At 53.2% G+C, this 15,189-nt stretch carries 17 protein-coding genes; 4 read left to right on the forward strand and 13 right to left on the reverse strand.

Features of this window, described 5'->3' with window-relative positions:
- Window positions 1-143: 143 nt before the first annotated feature.
- Window positions 144-809, reverse strand: coding sequence for a TerC family protein (locus EDM57_RS08870; RefSeq protein ID WP_122904446.1), 666 nt, complete (start codon window positions 807-809; stop codon window positions 144-146).
- A gap of 139 nt (window positions 810-948) precedes the next feature.
- Here EDM57_RS08870 and EDM57_RS08875 point away from each other — a divergent pair, with 139 nt between their 5' ends.
- Both EDM57_RS08875 and EDM57_RS08880 read left to right on the forward strand, forming a co-directional pair.
- A complete protein-coding gene (locus EDM57_RS08875) occupies window positions 949-1,470 on the forward strand; it encodes an ADP-heptose synthase (RefSeq protein ID WP_122904415.1) in 522 nt (173 codons plus the stop codon).
- A gap of 168 nt (window positions 1,471-1,638) precedes the next feature.
- A complete protein-coding gene (locus EDM57_RS08880; protein ID WP_122904416.1) occupies window positions 1,639-2,118 on the forward strand; it encodes a chemotaxis protein CheW in 480 nt (159 codons plus the stop codon).
- A 103-nt stretch (window positions 2,119-2,221) separates the two neighbouring features.
- On the opposite strand, the gene EDM57_RS08885 is transcribed toward EDM57_RS08880, so the two are convergent.
- The 12 genes from EDM57_RS08885 to EDM57_RS08945 form a co-directional block, all read right to left on the reverse strand.
- Window positions 2,222-2,890 (reverse strand): hypothetical protein, encoded by a 669-nt coding sequence (locus EDM57_RS08885; protein WP_122904417.1) that lies wholly within the window; start codon window positions 2,888-2,890, stop codon window positions 2,222-2,224.
- Between the two features lie 48 nt (window positions 2,891-2,938).
- Window positions 2,939-3,535: an RNA 2',3'-cyclic phosphodiesterase gene (gene thpR / locus EDM57_RS08890; protein ID WP_122904418.1), complete on the reverse strand. Its 597-nt coding sequence runs from the start codon at window positions 3,533-3,535 to the stop codon at window positions 2,939-2,941.
- Between the two features lie 96 nt (window positions 3,536-3,631).
- Complete coding sequence (locus EDM57_RS08895) at window positions 3,632-4,114, reverse strand: hypothetical protein (RefSeq protein WP_122904419.1); 483 nt, start codon at window positions 4,112-4,114, stop codon at window positions 3,632-3,634.
- A 148-nt stretch (window positions 4,115-4,262) separates the two neighbouring features.
- On the reverse strand, window positions 4,263-5,303 hold the full coding sequence (locus EDM57_RS08900) for a hypothetical protein (protein WP_122904420.1): 1,041 nt from the start codon (window positions 5,301-5,303) through the stop codon (window positions 4,263-4,265).
- A complete protein-coding gene (gene surE, locus EDM57_RS08905) occupies window positions 5,296-6,105 on the reverse strand; it encodes a 5'/3'-nucleotidase SurE (RefSeq protein WP_211338231.1) in 810 nt (269 codons plus the stop codon). The genes EDM57_RS08900 and surE overlap by 8 nt, the downstream gene beginning before the upstream one ends.
- A 205-nt stretch (window positions 6,106-6,310) precedes the next feature.
- Complete coding sequence (locus EDM57_RS08915) at window positions 6,311-6,736, reverse strand: tellurite resistance TerB family protein (protein ID WP_122904423.1); 426 nt, start codon at window positions 6,734-6,736, stop codon at window positions 6,311-6,313.
- A 357-nt stretch (window positions 6,737-7,093) separates the two neighbouring features.
- Window positions 7,094-7,243, reverse strand: a complete 150-nt coding sequence (locus tag EDM57_RS23695) for a hypothetical protein (protein ID WP_246005774.1) — start codon at window positions 7,241-7,243, stop codon at window positions 7,094-7,096.
- A 116-nt stretch (window positions 7,244-7,359) separates the two neighbouring features.
- On the reverse strand, window positions 7,360-8,157 hold the full coding sequence (locus EDM57_RS08925; RefSeq protein ID WP_122904424.1) for an ABC transporter ATP-binding protein: 798 nt from the start codon (window positions 8,155-8,157) through the stop codon (window positions 7,360-7,362).
- On the reverse strand, window positions 8,150-9,082 hold the full coding sequence (locus tag EDM57_RS08930; protein WP_122904425.1) for an ABC transporter permease: 933 nt from the start codon (window positions 9,080-9,082) through the stop codon (window positions 8,150-8,152). The genes EDM57_RS08925 and EDM57_RS08930 overlap by 8 nt, the downstream gene beginning before the upstream one ends.
- 28 nt (window positions 9,083-9,110) lie before the next feature.
- Window positions 9,111-10,163 carry an ABC transporter substrate-binding protein gene (locus EDM57_RS08935; RefSeq protein ID WP_122904426.1) on the reverse strand — a complete coding sequence of 351 codons (1,053 nt, stop codon included), beginning with the start codon at window positions 10,161-10,163 and terminating at the stop codon, window positions 9,111-9,113.
- Between the two features lie 92 nt (window positions 10,164-10,255).
- Window positions 10,256-11,263 carry an ABC transporter substrate-binding protein gene (locus EDM57_RS08940; protein WP_122904427.1) on the reverse strand — a complete coding sequence of 336 codons (1,008 nt, stop codon included), beginning with the start codon at window positions 11,261-11,263 and terminating at the stop codon, window positions 10,256-10,258.
- Between the two features lie 124 nt (window positions 11,264-11,387).
- Entirely contained in the window at window positions 11,388-12,710 is a 1,323-nt protein-coding gene (locus tag EDM57_RS08945; protein ID WP_122904428.1) for a hemolysin family protein, read from the reverse strand.
- A gap of 140 nt (window positions 12,711-12,850) precedes the next feature.
- On the opposite strand from EDM57_RS08945, the gene EDM57_RS08950 reads away from it, so the two are divergent.
- Both EDM57_RS08950 and EDM57_RS08955 read left to right on the forward strand, forming a co-directional pair.
- Window positions 12,851-14,515, forward strand: a complete 1,665-nt coding sequence (locus tag EDM57_RS08950) for a DNA repair helicase XPB (protein WP_122904429.1) — start codon at window positions 12,851-12,853, stop codon at window positions 14,513-14,515.
- 53 nt (window positions 14,516-14,568) lie between these two features.
- Entirely contained in the window at window positions 14,569-15,138 is a 570-nt protein-coding gene (locus tag EDM57_RS08955; protein WP_122904430.1) for an RNA polymerase sigma factor, read from the forward strand.
- Window positions 15,139-15,189: the final 51 nt, after the last annotated feature.

Genomic DNA, 15,189 nt, shown 5'->3' on the forward strand with positions numbered 1-15,189 from the left:
AGCTAATCCTATACTTTTCCAATTTTTACAATCATATAAAATAAAAAGAGGGCTTGTCAACAAATATAAAGTTTATTCTGAAATTTTTCTCTTCCCTGGACGGAAACGGGCAAAAGGCTTTCCCGCTCCCGCCACGCGACTTGTCACCGCGCCTTAACATGCGAACGCTGCCAATACCCGAGCAGCAAAACTGCGCCGACCAACACGGCCTTGAACAACATCACCAGCCAAGGCGCCGGGGCGATCCATTCCCGGACCGCATCCTCTGTGAAAATCATGTTGGCTGCGGCAAGGGCAAGCACGCCAGCCCCGACATAGACGAGCCAGGCGAACCGTTCCATGATGCGCAAAATCAACTGGCTGCCAAATACCATCAAGGGCACGCTAATCAGCAGCCCGATCACAATGAGGAAGATATTGCCCTGGGCCGCTCCTGCGATGGCGAGGACGTTGTCCAGCCCCATCATGACGTCGGCCAGCACAATCGTTTTTACCGCCTGCACCATATCCTCGCTCGCGGCAACTTCCTCCTGCCCGTCTTCCTCCCGCAGCAGCCTGTAGCTGATCCACAGCAAAATCAGCCCGCCAATCAGGTACAGGTACGGGATTTGCAGCAAGTACACCGCAAGGATCGTGGCGATGACCCGGACGATGACAGCGAGCATCGTCCCCCAGATGATCGCCTTTTTTTGCTGCGCGACAGGCAGCTTGCGGCAGGCAATGGCGATGACGACGGCATTGTCTCCGCTCAAGACGATATTAATGGTAATAATGAGCAACAGCGAAGAGTAAAAACTTGGATCGAACAATGAAATTTCCTCCGTTTCCTTTTGCGTAAAATCTGGCACTTCCAGGTCACAGGCAAAAAACAGTCTGCACTCCCAGCCTTGTCCGCACTTGTTGTCACTGGGCGATTTCAGTATGATGATAACGAGGAGGGTTGTCGAAATGTCGAAACAATTCGTTATTGAAGCGATCATGTTGGCTATCTACGGGGAGTTGATGGTTCCATCGCAACCGGTAGAATATCTGATACCCGCATCGACAATCTATGAATTGGACGAATTTATCCAGAGTCCTGAACCAATCATGCCCTACTCCGGTGACGATCAGCACGTTCGCCGGGTCATGAAGGAAATGAGCCAGTTTTTTGCCGATCCGTTCAACCGCAAGCGACTGGAAAAAGGACTGATTGCCCCCTGGTCCAAGGTTCCTTTCACCTTTCCGAACGGCGTGACACTGACGGTCATCAAGGTGGAGGACAACGCCATGTGGGGAGAAATTTTTGATCCCGTCGAGACGCAGCTCCTGCTGACGTCCGTACGCTTTGAAGTCCCGCTGCTCACAGACCAGCCCGATTTTCAGGATCGGATTTTGGAATATATCGTACCTGTTCAATTTTACGATGTGGATGATTTCGACTTCGCCCTGGAGCAAGGAATCTCGCTCAACGACCTGCGCGAGCCCTAAACGTGCGGCCCGCAAAAAACAGACGAACAGACTGACGAGCCCAAAGCTTGCTGGTCTGTTCGTTTTCTATTATGCCTTTTTATCCGAAGAAAATTGGCTTCGAACAGGTTTGCCCATGGTACAATATGGGTAAAGACATAGGAAAGCGATCCGGGAGGAAGTGTACAGATGGAACTGACCAAACGAAGCAACGGTACGGATTGGGAGGCAGAAGCGGCGACGTCCCAATCGATTTTGTTTAAAATGGGAAGCGAGTATTACGGGCTCTCCATTGCATTGGTGCGCGAGATTATCAAGCCACTGCCCATCACCCGGTTCCCGAAGTCGCCTGTGTATGTAGAAGGGGTCATTGACCTGCGCGGACGGATTTTGCCCATCGTGAACCTGCGTAAAATGTTCGGCCTGGAGCCGATTGCCCAGACGGATGACACCCGCTTTGTCGACTTGCAGCTGGAAGGGCTCAATATCGGCATCGTCGTCGACGCAGTATCCGAAGTCATGAACATTCCGCAGCATCTGATCGAACCGGCACCGCCGATTGTCGCTGGCGTAGAGGGCAAATATTTGCAAGGAATTGCCCGCCTGGAAGACAAACTGATTTTGCTGCTGGACATTGATGAAATTTTTGGCCAATGGAAAAAAGTGTAGGACATGCCTTGCGCGAAAACCAGTACGTCCCCATTGTACTGGTTTTTTATATGGGCCCTTGCACAAAAAAAGAGCGGGAGTATCATCCCGCCCTCTCTGTTTTCTACTCCCTGCCCCCACTTGCCAAATAGGCGTAGTTTACCCACACCATTTCCTCGATTCCTAAAATCTCCTTGAACAGATCAACAGAATCGTACAAGAGGGAAGCTCCGGTTTCTTCGTCTACATTTGTCAGCAGTTGCAAATCAAACAGCGAGCGCAACTGCTGCACCTGTTTTGGTCCCACGAACCGACTGAAGGACTGCGGCCTGATTCGCGTAATTCCTTTGCCTACCTCTCGCCGATACAACTCCGAACGCACAACCCGGTCCAGTATGTCTTCATACTTTTGCCGAACGTCCTCGCTGTCTGTTATCTCTTCCTGCAGGTCAATCTCCGGATAAAGTCTGCCGAACTCGGCCTCTGCCATCTCCACATCCAGGGAATAGCTGATCGTCCCCGAAGAGACTTCATAGCCAGCGTCGAACAGACGAAACCCCCAGCCATTGTCTTCTGCGTCGTGAAACCAAAGCAGCGGCACGAATTGCTTCGACAGCGCCAGCAAAAACTCAAGCGTCGCGGAGGTTTCAATCCACTCATCCTGCAGGAAAAATGCGTTCCAGTCGTTATTGATGTTTCTGTGAAAGTACGGTTGCGAAGACTTGGACAAGGCAATCAGCACTTTCGGTTCGTATTTTCGTGGATAAAGAATGCCGGTCGTGAACTCACCCATCCGTTTTCCACCGCTTTCTGGAAAGCTTTGCCTGATCCTTTCCTTAGTCTATTCAGGTACAGCTTGTTTTTTGCTGTGATCTTTCGCAAACGTGCTCGTATGGATAATCGTATGCACAGCTCCTTCCGGCAAAAGCTCCGAGCGGTACAGATGGACATGCCGCACCTTCCAGCGCGGCGCGTCGCCTGCCAAATAGCGCTCGTTCCAGTCGGAAAGCGGCAGCCCCTCCGCAGGTGCTTGCGGTCCACGGGCAAGTGTGATGTGGGGGCGATAGCGCTTGCGATCGTACGACACCCCCTGATGCAGCTCAAAACGTCTGCCCAAAAGCAGGTGAAGCTGCTTGAGCGCATTCGTCTGGCCGCGCAGGCCGAGCCAGAGCACACGGGGATGCTCGGCATGGGGAAACGCCCCGAAGCCGCCGATGCGCAGCTGAAACGGCTCGATAATCGCACTGACGATGTCCATGTCCCGACAGATGTCCGGGATGAGAGATTCGTCGACCTCGCCGAGAAAATGCAGCGTCAAATGAAGATTGTGCAGCGGCTGCCATCTGTCGGCCCGCACCTCCGATTTCAGCTGCGCCTGTACATCCGATATGTAGTGGACAGCCTCTTCGGGAATGTCCAGTGCCACGAACAAACGCATAGACAGATTCTTCCTCCTTTTTCTCCAAACGCTGCCCTGCCGCGAACGAAAAATAGCCCTCCAGTGACGGAGAGCCATTTTTTACCATATAAGCCGTTAGGCAGCCATCATCTTTCCGGTTACGATGCCCAAAACACTGCGCACATATTCGCCGAGTCGCCCGGAGCCAGGCTGATACGAAAACCGAAGCGTCAGCTCGACATGTCCCACATGCCCCGCAGGGGGAATGTTCCAGAACAGGTCGGCTTCCCCGTACAAAATCTCCTCAATGCGCTGCTTCTTGCCATCCATGTCCAAATCCGGATCGTGAGACAACGAAAATTTCATCATGACGGAAAACGAATCTTTTTTGACCCCATCCCGCAAGCTTAATTTGCCGTGGATTGCGACGAGTCCCGCTTCTCCCCACAAGTTGTACTCCAAAAGAGCCTGGCATTGCGGTTGAACCTGCAGCTCAAGAGCCGGAAGTCCTCCCTCAATCGTAAGGGCGTGCCGCTTTGCCAACAATTCGATCTCCCCTTGAAAACGGTGAGCGCATTCGGAAACAGCCTGAAACAAATCGGGTTCTACAGCGTACATCGTCGTCACCTCTCCCCAACGGATTATCTGTTTTACTACTTCGAAACTTTCCTTGTCATATCCTTTGTTGAAAAATGACTTATTTACCCTTATTTCCTCGAAGCGCAAAAGATTCCTTGGAAAATTCTTTTTCACCATGTTGCCACAATTACTCGTAAGGGACAGGCATACCCGGAAACGTTTTCACAAACAAGGCCCGCAAGCGCACCTGCACTTCCTCATCCAGCTCCAAATGATAGAGCACGCCCTTTTCATAGCGCAAAAACGGAAACGCTCCCGCGCGCAGGGGAGATGCTTCCTTTGTCTCCACAAATTCCGGCAAGGTCAATAGGAAGCGGGAAAACGGGTTCGCCTCTTCCTCGGACATATGGACGACCTCAAACAGCTCGGACAGGCCAGGAGTGACGATCAGCTCCAGCAGCTCGCCGCGCTCTGCGACCCATACCGTAAACGCCGATTCCCTCACCTCACTGCGTGCATGTCTGCGCATCACCAAGACCGCCTGGCGGACCGTGTTCATCAACAGATGCTGCGCACCTTCTGCGCCGTGTGCCGCAACCATCCGGCTGTAGTGGAAAACGTAGGCAAGTCCTTCTTCCGCAAGCACCGTGTCCGGCAAGGAAAGCGCCGGGATGGTAAGCGTTTCCTCCTCGCGCACCTGTGCATCCTGCGGGATCGCATCCGTTTTTCCCGTAAACAGCGAGCGAATCATTTCCCGTGTGCGTTCCACCTCTGCTGCGGAAAACGAAATGGCCTCGGAGTAGATATGTGTCAACTCACCGTCCTCGTAAGCCAAATAGTGCAAGAAAGTGCAAGGCTGCTCCAGCATTTTCAGCGCCATCCCCCGCTGCTCCGCCTGCCGGATGTCAAAAGTGAGCGGAAAGCCGAGTGGCTGCAGCGGATCGGACAAGGTCCAGATCACGCCAAGCAGCTTATCCTGATACGTCTTGAATTCGACGGAGACGGCATCGCGCGTCTGCTCGACGAAGGCGTCCACCGATTCGAACACCAGGTACAGCTCGACCTCGCCTGCGCCGTTCAGTCTGGCAAAATAGGGCAGGCCCGCCTCACTCGCCAGCTCATACAAATCGGGATACACGTCTTTGGCGAGAACCTCGCCCTGCGTCGAGGCTTCTGGCGAACGCAAGGCAGGGTTCGGGCTGAGCACAGGGTAAAAGTCTTCACTCATCCGGCTCTTCCCCTCGCTTTTCCCACGCCTGCATCAGCGGCCAGCCATCCATCTGCGCGAGCAGCGCACGATCCGTCGCATCGATATGTACAGGCGTAACAGCGATGTAATCGTGCTTTACAAGATCGTAGTCAAACGGCTCGGCAAGCGGCATCACCTGCGGATACTCGCGTGTCAAAAAGTACCCTTCCGCTTCCTTGCTGTACCTGTCTTCGTAATGATGAAGCGAGAGCGCCGCCGGTACGATTCCTTTTACCTGTGCCAACGGAACGTGCGGGATGTTGACGTTCCAGAAAACGTCCGGTGGCAGTTCGCCTTTGCTGGCCCGTTCGCTGAACTCTTTTACAAGCGGCCCAATCATCTGCACGACATCGCCGTAATTTTCCTGGTCGAACCAGTTATCATAAGACAGGGCAACTCCAGGAACACCCAAAATGACCGCTTCCCGCGCCCCGCTGCACGTACCGGAGTAGTAAATGTCACGCCCCAGATTCGTTCCCACATTGATTCCTGAAAAAACAATGTCCGGTTTCTCGTCTGCTGCAAACAGCAAATGGTACGCTGCCTTCACACAGTCAGCCGGATTGCCGTTTACGGCCCACGCTTTGACGGGAAGACCGTAAAAGTCGCGTTTTTCTGGTGCCAGCGCCGTGCGATACGTTACCCCGTGACCGACACCGCTTTTTTCTTCAACGGGAGCCACCACAAAGATTTCCGCTTGCTCCAATGCGAGCAGTGCTTCCACCAAACGCTTGATTCCCAGTGCATCGATGCCGTCGTCATTTGTCACTAAAATGCGCAACACAAATCTCCTCCTTCAGCGTGGCGCCCATCTTCACTTGCACGTCTCTTCCTTCTATTGTACTTGAGAAAGCTTTGCCAAGCCAATCTTCCAGAAGCTTCCTGCGGGGAGCGCCATCGCCTCGCCTGTTCAAAAAGATGGCTGCGCCAAGCTTTTGCCGCAGACTTCGTTGTATGAAAAAAGGCTCCTGCAACGGGAGCCTTGTCTATTCACCGACAATGTCCTTCCAGCGGTCGCGCCAGGCGATCCCTTCGCGAATCCACTCCTCGACCTGCTTCTGCTTCTCCTCCGAGATGCCAATCAGGCAAGCGATTCGCGCAATTTCCTTCGTCTCCGAGGGCGACAGCTTCCGGTCGATCAGCGCCATGTGATACAGCTTGCGCATCATCACCAGCTTCTCGCTCTGACTCATATCAACCAGGTCTTCCACAATTGTCTCCGGGCGCTTCGGATAATCGATGTCATCCATCAAAATCTGCCGTTCTTTCAAGGTAAAATGTTCCGAATTGACAATGTCATGAATGCGGTCAACCTCTTTTGAACCTATATAACCGTCGGCATGCCCGACGCAAATCATCAATCGAATGGAGGCAAACAAAATATGTTTGTCTTTTTCTGTTCTTGTATACAACGTATGGTTCCTCCCCAAGCTTAAATAACAAAGCGATAATATCTACATCTAATAATACGATAAAAGAGGAAAGCGGTTTCACACGATTATGTGACAAATTTATGCGACTCTCTCAAAAAAAAACGGACTGAAAGTCAATCGAACGATTGCCATCTGCTCTTTGCTCAGCGCTTGCAAAAACGTCCAGCGCGTCCTGTCCTCATCTACCTCCCAGTAAAAAGCCAAATGCGTCTGCGAGCGCAGCAACACGTGGAATCGGGTCCAGCCCGGCAAACATTCGGTCGATAAACAGACGCAACGTATCCACTCGGCCACTACTATCCTTTTCCCGGTTAATCCGCGCTCCAAACTGGCTATTCATCCAACGGGAAAAATATTGGGCAAAAGTCGGCCAAGACTGTCCGTATCGCTCCAACAGTCCTGCGAAGCGCGAATCTCGCCTGTTCGGACAAGCTCCTTTGCCACAGACAAGAGCAAGTCTGCCGGGTCCAAGGCGAGCGTCAGCACCGAGCGCCTCCCGCTTCCCTCGCCCGCTTTTTTGCTGCGTATCCGCCCTTGCTGTGGGTCCATTTGCGGAGCAAAGAAAAAACCTTCCCGCACGCGCAGGAAGGCTGATATAAGCATTACGTCAACAGGAAGCGGTCTTCGCTGAAGCTTTCTCCGCCACGGGCTGCTTCGAAGGCGCGAAGCAAATCCTGCGGCTTCATCGTCCGCTTCTTCTCTTCCGGAATGTCGAGAATGATGCCGCCATCATGCAGCATCAGCAGGCGATTCCCCATGTTCAACGCTTGCTCCATATTGTGCGTGACCATGATCGTCGTCAGCTTGTGGCGCGCGACGATCTTGTCGGTCAGCTCCACGATGAGCTGCGCCCGTTTCGGGTCCAACGCCGCTGTATGCTCGTCCAGGAGCAAAATTTTCGGTTCCGTAAAAGTAGCCATCAACAGGCTGAGTGCCTGGCGCTGACCGCCGGAGAGAAATCCGACTTTTGTTTTCAGACGGTTCTCCAGTCCCTGGTCAAGCTGCTTGAGCTGCTCGCGGAACAGCTCGCGCTTGTGGTTGTTCACACCGAAGCCGAGTGTGCGGCGGCGGCCGCGGCCGAGCGCAATCGCCAGGTTTTCTTCAATCGTCATGTTCGGCGCAGTCCCTGCCATCGGGTCCTGGAACACCCGCCCGATCAGTTCGGCGCGCTGGTGCTCGCCAAGGCGCGTCACGTCCTTGCCGTCAATCGTAATCGTTCCGCTGTCTGGGAACAGTCCGCCGGAGATCATGTTCATCATCGTCGATTTTCCGGCTCCGTTGCTGCCGATGACGGTGATAAACTCACCCGGCTTGACGTGCAGGTTGACGTTGCGCAGGGCAATTTTTTCGTTCACCGTGCCGGCATTGAACACTTTGTTGACATTCGAAATTTTAAGCATGGCCGTTTCCTCCCCTTACCGAGCGTACCGCTTGCTTATTCCAGATGCCTTTGGCAACGGTTGGGACGGTCAGTGCCACAATTACGATCAAAGCGGTAATCAGCTTCATGTCCGACGGATTCAGTCCCGCTTGCAGGGCCAGTGCAATCACCAGGCGATAAACAATCGAGCCGAGAATGACTGCGAGCGTCACTCGGAAAATGGAGGAGCTGCCGAACAGCACTTCCCCGACAATAACAGAAGCAAGACCAATCACGATCATCCCGATCCCCATGCCAACGTCGGCAAAGCCCTGGTACTGGGCAACCCATGCGCCGGATACCGCAACCAGACCGTTGGACAGAGCCAGACCGATAATCGTCGTCGTATCGGTGTTGACACCGAAGCTGCGAATCATCTTCGGATTGTCACCCGTCGCGCGCAGGTCGAGGCCAAGGTCGGTGTGCAGGAACCAGTCGATTGCCAGCTTGAGCAGCAAAATCCCGACGATGAACACGACCGACACGCCTGTCAGCAATATCACTCCGCCTACAGTCAAATTCGGAATGCTCAAGTCTTTTACATAGGTGAACAACGTATCTTCACGAAGCAAAGGCAAGTTCGCCTTCCCCATGATGCGCAGGTTGATCGAATAGAGTGCGATCATCGTCAAAATCCCTGCAAGCAGTGCGTTGACCTTCCCTTTTGTATGCAAAACGCCGGTAAATGCCCCTGCCAAGCCTCCGACGACGAACGCCAAGAGGGTAGCCAGGTACGGGTTGGTTCCATCGATGATAAACTTGGCTGCGATCGCGCCGCCCAAAGCAAAGCTGCCATCTACCGTCAAGTCAGGTACGTTCAGAATGCGAAAGGTCAAAAACACGCCCAGAGCTAAAATTCCAAATAGCAAGCCCTGCTCGATGGCTCCCATTATTGCCAAATTCATAGAAGAAATCCTCCTGTTGCTGCGATTATTACTCGATCACTTCGCCAGCGCGGTCGAGCATGGATTGCGGAATGGTCACTCCCATTTTCTCCGCTGCTTTTTTGTTCAAGACGAGCTTCATGTCGGCCTGCATTTCTACTGGCATGTCAGCCGGCTTCGCTTCGCCCTTCAAAATTTTCACAGCCATGTCTGCCGTTTGCTCGCCCAGCTTGGTGTAGTCGATGCCGTAGGTAGCAATCGCCCCGCTCTTCACGGAGTTTTCCTCACCTGCGATCACCGGAATTTTTTGCGCTTCCGCTACGCCCAGGACAGCTGCGATGGACGATACGACCATGTTGTCGGTCGGCACGTAGAACGCATCGACTTTGCCTACCATGGATTCGGCTGCCTGCTTCACTTCTGTCGCGCTGGTGATCGCCGCTTCCTGGATGGTCAGCCCCAGCTTGTCAGCAACGGCTTTGGCTGTGTCTACCTGTACCTTGGAGTTTACCTCACCGGAGCTGTAGATGATGCCTACGGATTTCGCGTCTGCTTTCAGCTCCTTCACCAGCTTCAATTGCTCTTCGACCGGGTTCATGTCAGAAGTACCTGTTACGTTTCCGCCTGGCTGCTCCAATGATTTTACCAGACCAGCCTCCACAGGGTCAGTCACTGCCGTAAACAAAACCGGAATTTCCTTGCTCGTCTGAGCAGCCGCCTGCGCGGTTGGCGTCGCGATTGCCAGCACGAGGTCTACTTTGTCTGCCTCAAATTTTTGCGCGATGGAAATCGCGGTGTCCATGCTCGCTTGCGCCGACTTCACGTCGATTTTCACTTGCTTGCCATCTTCGTACCCGTTTTTCGCAAGCTGTGCCACAAACCCTTCGCGCGCTGCATCCAGGGCAGGATGCTCTACGAATTGGGAAATGCCAATCGTGAACTGCTTGTTCTCGGCAGCCGGCGCAGACTGATTGGCAGCAGGAGCAGCCTGTTCATTGTTCGCCGGAGTAGCGCTTTGCTGTCCACATGCAGTAACAGACAAAAGCAATAAAGGAAATAAAATACTCTGAATTTTTCTGATAGTCTTCTTTTGCTTGAACATGTGATAAATACCCCCTTGAAAAATTTTTACTAATTCTAACATGGATAAAACAGTTTTAAAAGAAGAAAAAGAGAGCTTGACGCTCTCTTTCTTTACTTGAAAATTTCTTTCGCCTGCTGTTTGAGTGCATCAGAAATCGTGAGTCCAAACTTCCCGGCAGCCGTTTCATTGAGGTACAGGTCGGCCTGCTTCGAAATTTCGACTGGCGTGTCTGCAACTGCTTGTCCTTTGAGGACGCGGGCAGCCATCTCGCCGGTTTGTTTGCCGATCATGTAGTAATCGATGCCGTAAGTAGCGACTGCGCCGCGTTTTACGGTGTCTGTGTCCGAAGCAAAGACAGGAATCTTGTTCGCTTCCGCTGCTCCCAGGACAGCTTCGAACGAAGATACGACGGTGTTGTCAATCGGAATGAAGATCGCGTCTGCTTTTCCAGCAAGTCCCTGAGCTGCCAGCTGCACCTCGGAAAGCTGGGAAATACCCGCCTTGACAATTTCTACGCCTTCTTTGCTCGCTGCTTCTTCCAGCTCTTTTACCTGTACTTCCGAATTCACTTCGGAAGTGGTGTAGATCACACCCAGCTTTTTCAGCTGTGGCAGGAAGGTTTTGACCAGCTTCAATTGCTCTTCCATGGATACTTTGTCGCTCGTTCCGGTCACGTTTTTGTCCGGTTTTTCCAGACTGCTGACCAGTTGAGCCGAGATCGGGTCTGTTACGGAACTGAACAAAACAGGTATGTCAGCAATCGTCTTGGCTACAGCCTGCGCGGACGGGGTAGCAATCGCTACGACCATGTCCTTTTTGTCTCCGGCGTACTTCTGCGCAATCGATACCGTGTTGTTCATATCGCCATGCGCGTTCTGGTAGTCAACCTCCAGATTTTTGCCCTCTTCGTAGCCGGAGTCCTTCAAGCCATCCAAAATCCCTTGATGAATCGCATCCAGTGCCGGATGCTCTACAAATTGCGTCAAGCCCAGCTTCACGGTTTGCTCCTGGCCGGAACTAGCCGTGGTAGCCTCGCTTTGTCCACCTGTTTCATTTCCACATGCTGCCAAAGAAATGGCCAGCAACGTGGTCAGTACCATACTGACTGCTCGTCTCATCTGTACTTCCTCCTCTAAGCTCTGCTCTCTTTGCACGGTTCCCCTCTGGTGACCGAGCCATTTTGCATTTGTGCAACTTGTGTCCCATTATAGCATATTATTGCGTGCTGAAAAGCTTTTTTCATCAATCTTTTGTACCGATTTCTTCCTCGGCGCTCGCCAGCTTTTTGACGAAAACCCTGGTAATCCGGTAATGATCGACTTCCCCGACCACGAATTCGTACTTGCCTTCGCGCACCCGGTCGCCCACGCGCGGCGGGTGGTCAATCTGCATGTAAATCCAGCCGGCAAGCGTATCCACCTCGCTTGATTCCAGATTCATGTTCAGGTAGTCGCCCACTTCCTCCAGAAGCATCCGACCGTCGAGCGACAAAACATCGTCGTTCTTCTCGACCTCCGGACGCTCGTCGTCAAACTCGTCCTGGATGTCCCCGACGATTTCTTCCATAATATCTTCCAGCGTGACCAGCCCCGCTGTCCCGCCGTACTCGTCAATGATGATCGCCAGTTGTCCGCGCTGTTTTTGCAGCATGGTCAAAAGCCGGCTGATCGAGATCGTCTCGGGCACGGTCAGGATCGGGCGCATCAGCGTCTGCAAATCATGGTGCTCGCCCTGCAAAAGACCTGTCAGCATGTCTTTGATGTGCAGGCTCCCCACGACGTGATCCTTGTCGCCGTCCACGACCGGATAGCGGGTAAAGCGGCCGTTTTGCACCAGCCGGACATTTTCCTCGAACGGATCGCGCAAGTTCAGCACGACCATATCCGTGCGCGGGACCATGATTTCCCTGGCCATCGTCTCGGAAAAATCAAAGATGTTGTCGACGAGCATCAGCTCGGTTTGGTCAATCAGCCCGCTTTTGTGGCTTTCGTTGACCAGGATGCGGATTTCCTCCTCTGTATGGGCCTCCTGATGCGCTTCCATCGAAATGTGAAACAGCCTGAGAAAGCGGCTGGCCGACCAGTTCAAGAGCGCGATGAACGGATACATGATTTTGTAAAACAGCTGAATCGGTCGGGAAACCGCGAGCACGACCATTTCCGTGCGCTGGATTGCCAATGTTTTCGGAGCAAGCTCGCCCAGGACAATATGTAAAAAGGTAATGACCGAAAACGCGATAATAAAGGAAATGCTGCTCACCAGCGTCTCATTGAGCTGAAAATAGCGAAAAACAGGATGCAAAAGATGAGCCACCGCAGGCTCCCCCAGCCAGCCAAGCCCCAGAGACGCCAGCGTGATGCCAAGCTGGCACGCTGACAAATACGCGTCCAGATTATGGATGACCTGTTCGACGTTTACGGCGCGTTTGTTCCCTTCCGCCACCAGTTGGGCGATCCGCGATTCCCTCACTTTCACCACGGCAAACTCGGTTGCGACAAAGAAACCGTTGAGGAAAACGAGGATCAAGACCAATCCCAAGTTGAACAAGCTTCCCCACGTTCCCATGCACCTCGCCTTCCTTTCCGACCATGCTTTGGATATTGTTTCCCATCCAGCCGTAAATGTTACCTGTCTGTTTTTCTTTCTTTTCCGGATTGTGATACCATAGTGCTGATTCATATGCCGTTTGTCGCGAGGTGAATCTCATGTCTTATCGTCCAGACTTGCCGATGATCGTGCAAAGCGATCGCACCATTTTATTGGAAACGCAGCACCCGCAGTTTGCCGAAGCCAGGCAGGCCATCAGCGGCTTTTGCGAACTGCTGAAAAGCCCCGAGTACATCCACACGTACCGGATGACGCCGCTGTCGCTCTGGAATGCAGCGGCAAGCGGGATGGAGCCGCATGAGGTGATCGGTATTCTTGGCACCTACAGCAAATACGGCGTGCCCCCAACCATCGTCAAGGAAATCGAAGACACGATGCGCAAATACGGTCTGATCCGGCTCGAACGCCGCGGAGATGACCTCGTTTTACATAGCGACGATCCGCTCATCCTCAAGGAACTGGCCGGATACAAGTCAATTGCAGCCCTGCTCGAAGACGGCTATGTGCTCAAAAGCTACGCGCGCGGCCTCATCAAGCAAGAGCTGATTCGGCTGGGACTGCCCGTCCAGGATTTGGCGGGCTATTCACAAGGGGAATCGTGTCCGGTCAACTTGCGGTCGACCAGCGCTGCGGGCAAGCCGTTTTCCTTGCGCCCATATCAGCAGGAAGCGGTGGACGCCTTTTACCGCGGAGGCTCCGCTCTCGGCGGCAGCGGCGTGCTCGTGCTGCCCTGTGGAGCCGGAAAGACCGTCATTGGCATTGGCGCGATTTCCCAGTTGCAGACGGCTACGCTCATTTTGACGACGAATACCACTTCCGTGCGACAATGGATCGCCGAGCTGCTGGACAAAACGGACCTCGATCCCGAGCTGGTCGGCGAATACACCGGCGATCACAAGGAAGTAAAGCCGATCACGGTGGCAACCTATCAAATTCTCACATACCGCCCTACGTCTTCGGATGAATTTCCTCACATGAAGCTCTTTTCAGAGCGTGACTGGGGGCTTATTATTTACGATGAGGTGCATTTATTGCCTGCACCTGTCTTTCGCGTTACTTCCGGGATTCAGGCGACAAGACGACTGGGATTGACGGCTACGCTCGTCAGGGAGGACGGCCGGGAGGAAGATGTCTTTACGCTGATCGGGCCAAAAAAATACGAGGTTCCCTGGAAAGCGATGGAGGATGCGGGCTGGATTGCAAAAGCGCGCTGCCGGGAAATCCGGCTGCCTTTTGAAGCGAAGTGGCGGGAAGCGTATGCGCATGCGACGGCACGGCAAAAGTTTCGAGTCGCCGCCGAAAACCCGAAAAAGCTGGAGGTTGTCAAAAAGCTGCTGGAGCGCCACGAAGGCGACCGGGTGCTGATTATCGGGCAGTACGTCGACCAGCTAGAGCAGATGGCAAATGCCCTGCAACTGCCGCTGATTACAGGCAAAGTGCCGGAAAAAGAACGCGAGATGCTGTATCAGCAATTTAAAAATGGGGAAATCACGCGCCTGATCGTCTCCAAGGTAGCCAATTTCGCCGTTGACCTGCCGGACGCCAATGTGGCGATTCAAATTTCCGGCACATTTGGCTCCCGTCAGGAAGAAGCACAGCGACTGGGACGGATTTTGCGACCAAAAACCGAAAATAACACCGCTCATTTTTATACATTGGTGACACGCGATACGAGAGAGCAGGAGTTTTCGCTCCACCGTCAGCTTTTTCTCGTCGAGCAAGGCTATCCATACGAAATTATAGAAAACGAGATGCTGGTCTGAAACGTTTGGGAAAAAGCCAGCGTCACATAGAGGGAAGGGAGGCCGGAGATTCCATGCAATCCGACGCCGAAATCATTCAGCGGATTCTTCAGGGCGACATCGAAGGGTATCGCGAACTCATCCAGCGCTATCAGCATATGATCTACGTGTTCATCTACAAGATGGTGAACAATCGCGCTGATGCGGAGGATCTGACGCAGGAAGTGTTCGTCAAGGCGTATGAAAAGCTGTCCACGTTCCGGGGCGACTCGCAGTTTTCATCCTGGTTACATACGCTTGCCCGCAACAAGACCATTGACTTTTTGCGCAGACGGAAGTTTCACGACTCCGACGAACAACTGGCGTATGTGCCGTCCAATACGCGGGACGAGTCTCCGCAAGAATCACTCATGAACAAGGAGCAGCGCAGGGAAATCCAGGAGGCTTTTGCCTTGCTGTCGGATACTTACCGGGAAGTGATCGTCCTTCGCTGCACGCATGAATATCCGTTCGAAAAAATAGCAACGCTTCTCGGCATCGCCGAGTCTACAGCACGTGTCCGTTACTTGCGCGCTCGCCAAGAACTCGCAAAACTGTTATCCCGCAAGGAAGGGGGGCTCGTACATGAACTGCCAGGCATTTAGAAAAGCATGGCCAGATGACACGGATAGCGATATTTTTTCCCATATAGAGTC

Origin of the sequence: Brevibacillus gelatini, assembly GCF_003710935.1 — a bacterium.
In the GTDB taxonomy this organism is placed as follows: Bacteria; Bacillota; Bacilli; order Brevibacillales; family Brevibacillaceae; genus Brevibacillus; species Brevibacillus gelatini.